At 64.1% G+C, this 2,786-nt stretch carries 4 protein-coding genes; all 4 read left to right on the forward strand.

Annotated features, from left to right (window positions below):
• Nucleotides 1-2: 2 nt before the first annotated feature.
• On the forward strand, nucleotides 3-371 hold the full coding sequence (rpsM, locus tag BRAS3809_RS19570) for a 30S ribosomal protein S13 (protein WP_008963796.1): 369 nt from the start codon (nucleotides 3-5) through the stop codon (nucleotides 369-371).
• 129 nt (nucleotides 372-500) lie between these two features.
• A complete protein-coding gene (gene rpsK / locus BRAS3809_RS19575; protein ID WP_006611861.1) occupies nucleotides 501-890 on the forward strand; it encodes a 30S ribosomal protein S11 in 390 nt (129 codons plus the stop codon).
• A 116-nt stretch (nucleotides 891-1,006) separates the two neighbouring features.
• Complete coding sequence (locus tag BRAS3809_RS19580) at nucleotides 1,007-2,038, forward strand: DNA-directed RNA polymerase subunit alpha (RefSeq protein WP_008963797.1); 1,032 nt, start codon at nucleotides 1,007-1,009, stop codon at nucleotides 2,036-2,038.
• A gap of 132 nt (nucleotides 2,039-2,170) precedes the next feature.
• Entirely contained in the window at nucleotides 2,171-2,584 is a 414-nt protein-coding gene (gene rplQ / locus BRAS3809_RS19585) for a 50S ribosomal protein L17 (protein WP_006611863.1), read from the forward strand.
• Nucleotides 2,585-2,786: the final 202 nt, after the last annotated feature.

Consider the following 2,786-nt stretch of genomic DNA (forward strand, 5'->3'; position numbering starts at 1 on the left):
CCGTGGCCCGTATTGCCGGTGTCAACATCCCGACCAACAAGCGCGTCCTGATCGCGCTCCAGTATATCCATGGCATTGGCCCGAAGATCGCGGGCGAGATCATCGAGAAGGTGAAGATCGCCGAGGATCGTCGCGTCAACCAGCTGAGCGACCAGGAAGTCCTGCAGATCCGCGAAATCATCGACCGCGACTACGTCGTCGAGGGTGACCTTCGCCGTGAGACGGGCATCAACATCAAGCGGCTGATGGACCTCGGCTGCTATCGCGGCCTGCGTCATCGCCGCGGCCTGCCGGTGCGCGGCCAGCGCACCCACACCAATGCGCGCACGCGCAAGGGGCCGGCCAAGGCGATCGCCGGCAAGAAGAAGTAATCGGCGAATTGCGAATGAGCGGGTAGCGGGTAGGGGGAGCCCCTTCTCGCTATTCGCCATTTACCATTCGCTCGTTTGGTGTAGCCGCTGGCATTACGGCGGCGTTGAGATCTCGAGAAAGGTACTTATATGGCCAAGGAAGCCGCACGTGTCCGCCGTCGTGAGCGCAAGAACATCGCCTCCGGCGTCGCCCATGTGAATTCGTCGTTCAACAACACCACGATCACCATCACCGACGCGCAGGGCAACACCATTGCCTGGTCGTCCGCCGGCACGATGGGGTTCAAGGGATCGCGCAAGTCGACCCCGTATGCCGCCCAGGTCGCGGCGGAGGACGTGTCCAAGAAGGCTCAGGAGCACGGCATGCGCACCCTCGAGGTCGAGGTGGCCGGTCCGGGCTCCGGACGTGAGTCGGCCCTGCGCGCGCTGCAGGCTGCGGGCTTCACCGTCACCTCGATCCGCGATGTGACGACGATCCCGCACAATGGTTGCCGTCCGCGCAAGCGTCGTCGCGTCTGATCTGAAGGAGGCGGGCAGCATGTCCGCCTCGTCTTGCTTTTGAACCTTTTCGATAACCGCGATCCGATGCGCGGTTCTCCAACGCCAGTCATTCGCCCCCCGGGATGGACTGGCCCATGGGTGAAACAGTGACGATCCAGAAGAATTGGCAAGAATTGATTCGGCCGAACAAGCTCCAGGTCACGCCGGGCTCCGACGCGACCCGTTTCGCCACCGTGGTCGCCGAGCCGCTGGAGCGCGGTTTCGGCCAGACGCTGGGCAATGCGCTGCGCCGCATCCTGCTGTCGTCGCTGCAGGGCGCCGCCGTGCAGTCGGTGCACATCGACGGCGTGCTGCACGAGTTCTCCTCGATCGCTGGCGTCCGCGAGGACGTCACCGACATCGTGCTGAACATCAAGGACATCTCGATCAAGATGCAGGGCGAAGGCCCGAAGCGGATGGTCGTGAAGAAGCAGGGTCCGGGCGTGGTCACCGCCGGCGACATCCAGACCGTCGGCGACATCGTCGTGCTCAATCCCGACCTGCAGCTCTGCACCCTGGACGAGGGCGCCGAGATCCGCATGGAGTTCACGGTCGCCACCGGCAAGGGCTACGTGCCGGCCGAGCGCAACCGTCCCGAGGATGCGCCGATCGGCCTGATCCCGATCGACAGCCTGTTCTCGCCGGTCCGCAAGGTCTCCTACAAGGTCGAGAACACCCGCGAGGGCCAGATCCTCGACTACGACAAGCTGACCATGACGATCGAGACCAACGGCGCGATCTCGCCGGAGGACGCGGTGGCCTATGCCGCCCGCATCCTGCAGGATCAGCTCAACGTGTTCGTCAACTTCGAAGAGCCGCGCAAGGAAGTCGCCCAGGAGATCATCCCGGACCTCGCCTTCAACCCGGCCTTCCTCAAGAAGGTGGACGAGCTCGAGCTGTCGGTGCGTTCGGCGAACTGCCTGAAGAACGACAACATCGTCTACATCGGCGACCTCGTGCAGAAGTCGGAAGCGGAGATGCTGCGCACCCCGAACTTCGGCCGCAAGTCGCTGAACGAGATCAAGGAAGTGCTGGCCCAGATGGGTCTGCATCTCGGCATGGAAGTGCCGGGCTGGCCGCCGGAGAACATCGACGAGCTGGCCAAGCGCTTCGAGGATCACTACTGAGAAACTGTCATTCCGGGTTCGCCTCTTCGAGGCGCCCCGGAATGACCACCTCCACCGGGCGAACGCAGGCAGCCCACCTGAGCAACATGTCCGACGAACCGTCGCGGCAGATTGAAATGAAGGACTAAGACAATGCGTCACGGCAAGGTTCATCGGAAGCTCAACCGCACGGCCGAGCATCGCAAGGCGATGTTCGCCAACATGTGCGCTGCGCTGATCAAGCACGAGCAGATCGTCACCACGCTGCCGAAGGCCAAGGAGCTCCGGCCGATCGTCGAGAAGCTCGTCACCCTCGGCAAGAAGGGCGGCCTTGCGCTCCGCCGCCAGGCGATCGCCGAGATGCGCGACGTCGACCAGGTCAAGAAGCTGTTCGACGTGCTGGCGCCCCGCTACAAGGACCGCAACGGCGGCTACACCCGCATCATCAAGGCCGGCTTCCGCTACGGCGACAATGCCGCGATGGCCGTGATCGAGTTCGTCGATCGCGACGTCGACGCCAAGGGCCAGGATTCCGGCCCGGTGCAGGAGACCTCGGAAGCCGCGTAAGCCGCACTTCTGACGGATGGATTGGAACGGCGCCTTCGGGCGCCGTTTTTGTTTTCAAGAGCTCCTCGGAGGGTGGCAAAGGCGCGGCCGCGCTGTGTCGTGACGAACGCTCGTGGTGGCGCCGTGCCCACCATCTCACACCGAACGCGCCGACGGACGGTGGGCACGCTGCCGCCTTCGGCGGCCGCTTTGCCCACCCTAC

The organism is Bradyrhizobium sp. STM 3809 (assembly GCF_000239795.1).
In the GTDB taxonomy this organism is placed as follows: Bacteria; Pseudomonadota; Alphaproteobacteria; order Rhizobiales; family Xanthobacteraceae; genus Bradyrhizobium.